The sequence below is a fragment of the Prosthecobacter sp. genome (genome assembly GCF_044373815.1).
In the GTDB taxonomy this organism is placed as follows: domain Bacteria; phylum Verrucomicrobiota; class Verrucomicrobiia; order Verrucomicrobiales; family Verrucomicrobiaceae; genus Prosthecobacter.
Genome location: NZ_JBIPNG010000687.1, coordinates 1 through 2,644 on the forward strand (window position 1 = coordinate 1; position 2,644 = coordinate 2,644).

General features: G+C 58.0%; 3 protein-coding genes. All 3 read left to right on the top strand.

Going from position 1 to position 2,644, the window contains the following annotated elements:
• On the top strand, nt 1-702 hold a 702-nt coding region (locus ACIREA_RS30275), incomplete at its 5' end, for a DNA cytosine methyltransferase (RefSeq protein ID WP_397386042.1).
• Nucleotides 699-1,364, top strand: coding sequence for a hypothetical protein (locus ACIREA_RS30280; RefSeq protein WP_397386043.1), 666 nt, complete (start codon nt 699-701; stop codon nt 1,362-1,364). The genes ACIREA_RS30275 and ACIREA_RS30280, both read left to right, overlap by 4 nt.
• Nucleotides 1,364-2,644 (top strand): hypothetical protein (locus ACIREA_RS30285; protein WP_397386044.1); only part of this gene is annotated, 1,281 nt, incomplete at its 3' end. The genes ACIREA_RS30280 and ACIREA_RS30285, both read left to right, overlap by 1 nt.

The following is a 2,644-nucleotide window of genomic DNA, read 5'->3' on the forward strand; positions in this document are numbered from 1 at the left end:
TTTGAAGATGTCCGCCACCAAGGGGCGGCAACGCTTGGAAAGGTGGATTGCCTCCTCGCCGGGTTCCCATGCCAGGACATCAGCAACTCCGGTGCACGGGCGGGGAGACCTGGACTCAGGGGCGCACGCAGCGGTTTGTTCTACGAGGTCGTACGTTATCTCGACGAACTACAACCCGAATGGGTGGTGCTTGAGAACGTCGCTGCACTGCTCCATTCAAACGATAGCCGCGACATTGCAGCGGTCATCCAAGAGCTTGCCCAGCGCGGGTATCTGGGATGCTTCCGGGTGCTTGATGCTGCGCATTTCGGAAGCCCCGCGAAACGTCGTCGCGTGTTCATGGTCGGGCGTCTTGGAGGCCCAGCCCCGCTTGAGCTACTATCTGACGCCGCGCCAGTGGACGCAATACCTGCATCGTTTAGCAAGGAGCGACTCACACAAGGGGCGCTGGCATGGCCAGGGAATACTCTACAGGCGAGCAATGCAGCCTGCCGAATCAGTCTTGGGAGTGAGCTTCTTGTTGCTGAAGCGGACGGATGGCATTCGATGGTTGAGCGGGAAAGAACGTCTGCGCGTGATGGGATTCCCCTCGGACTGGATGAGCGAGATTGGGCGCAGGTTTACGCCACAGGAAACGCGGTCTCTGTGCAGTGCGCAAAGTTCATCGCGCAAAAAATCATCGCGGAAATGAAGCGCCCATGAGAAAGCCACACCCATCTTCCGTGCTGAAGAACCTGCCTGATGAAGATCAGGCGGCGCTGTTTGAATTCCTTGGTGGCACCGGCCCGGACGGAAAAGGCAGATCACTGGCAGATGGGGTGAAGTGGCTCTTCAGCAACAACGGTGTGCGCACCAATGACAGCAGCCTGAGCGAATGGCGCGGCTGGTACGCGATGAGTCAGGAGATCGGCGCATGGAATGCGGACGTTGAAGAGCTCAAGAAGCTGCTCAGCACTGACACAGCGATTGATCCCAACCTCATCCCGAAGATCGGCGAGGCCGTCTTCATCAGCCGCGCCGCGAAGCAGGGGGACGCCAAAACATTCGCCGCCGTCGCTAGCATCATCCAGCGGCACAAGGAACTGGAAAACAACCAGACCGTGCATGCCGAGAAGATGCAGCTGGAAGACAAGAAGCTGAAGCGCAAGGATCGCGGCCTTGATCAGGCAGAGAAGAAACTGGCGCAGGCGGAGCGGAAGATCGTGGCACTGGAAAAGCAGGCCGAACAAGCGAAGCTGGCAGCACAGCGCGCCAAGGATGTGCTCACGACTGGCGGCATGGATGAGAACATGCGCAAGCAGCTCATCGCGGAGATGGATCATCTTCTCCTCGGCAGGCCAAAACCTCAAAAGGAGGTAAAGTGATGCACCTTGTCACCGGGCCGCAGTTTGACACAGATGCAGGCCTGAGCCGCTACCTGCTCAAGACACAAGCAGAGATCGTGCTCGATGAGTGGCGCTATCAATTTTACCGCAAGGCAAACCGCACCGGGATCTCATGGACGATGGCGCTCAAGGATGTGCGCAAGCGCATCATGTGCCCGGGGCGTGACTGCCTGTTCACCACGCAAAACTGGAACGGCGCTTTGGAGTTCGGGCGGTACATTGAATTCTGGATCGACCTGTACAAGCTCGGTAAGTTTGTGATCTCCCGGAATGAGGAATGGATCACGGTGCACCGCGATGATGGCAAAGGTGGAAGCATCGCCACACAGGAGAAGGTGGGCATCTACAAGTTTGATGGAGGTTCACGCATCATTCTGTTTTCGTCCTCGCCCTGGGCCATCCAGACCTTTGAAGGTGATGTGCGCTGGGATGAGTGTGAGTTCCATGAACGGCAGGAGCAGATGCATACGGCGCTCTCCACGCGCATTCAATTTGGCTATGACTACATCGCATGGTCAGCATGTAATGGCGTCAATACCTGGGTGAACCAGGTGCTCTTCAAACTGGCCAGCCAACCGGGCTCAGGCTGGAAGGTGCGCATCTACACCATTCATGATGCCATTGCCGAGGGGCTGGTAGAAAAGATTAATGAACGCAGCGGCATGAAGATGACGCGGGAAGAGTTTCTGGAGGATGCGCGGCGGCGTGCGCTCACACCTGCGATCTTCGCTGAACGCTTTGAGTGCAATCCCTCCGACACTGGCAGCAGCATTGTGCCCTGGTCGGTGATCGAACGCTGCCGCGATCAGTTCATCTACCGGCACCATCTGCATGATCATCAGATCAAGGAACTGTTCGGCCTGCCAGACACAAGCGCGGAATATCGCATGAAGAAAATGCATGCGTGGATGGCCGCGCAGTTTGGTGTACTCAATGGCAAGGAGAAGATGCGCATTGGTTTTGACGTGGCGGCCTCCGGGGATGGAGACCTTGCTGCCATGTGGATTGATGCCAAGACACCGCGTGGGCTTGAGCAGCGCGCCTTGCTGACTACGCAGACAGAGGATTGGGATTTCCTCACGACGGCGCTCATGTGGTTCATGGAGCTGCCTGATGCGCGAGGCTGCGGGGATGCCACCGGACTGGGCCGTCAGATCACCTGGACGGCGGAGCAGCGCACGGGAGGCCGCTTTGTCGGCGTGCCCTTCACGCGCAACAGCAAGAGCGAGATGGGATCACGCCTGATGAACTCGCTCACC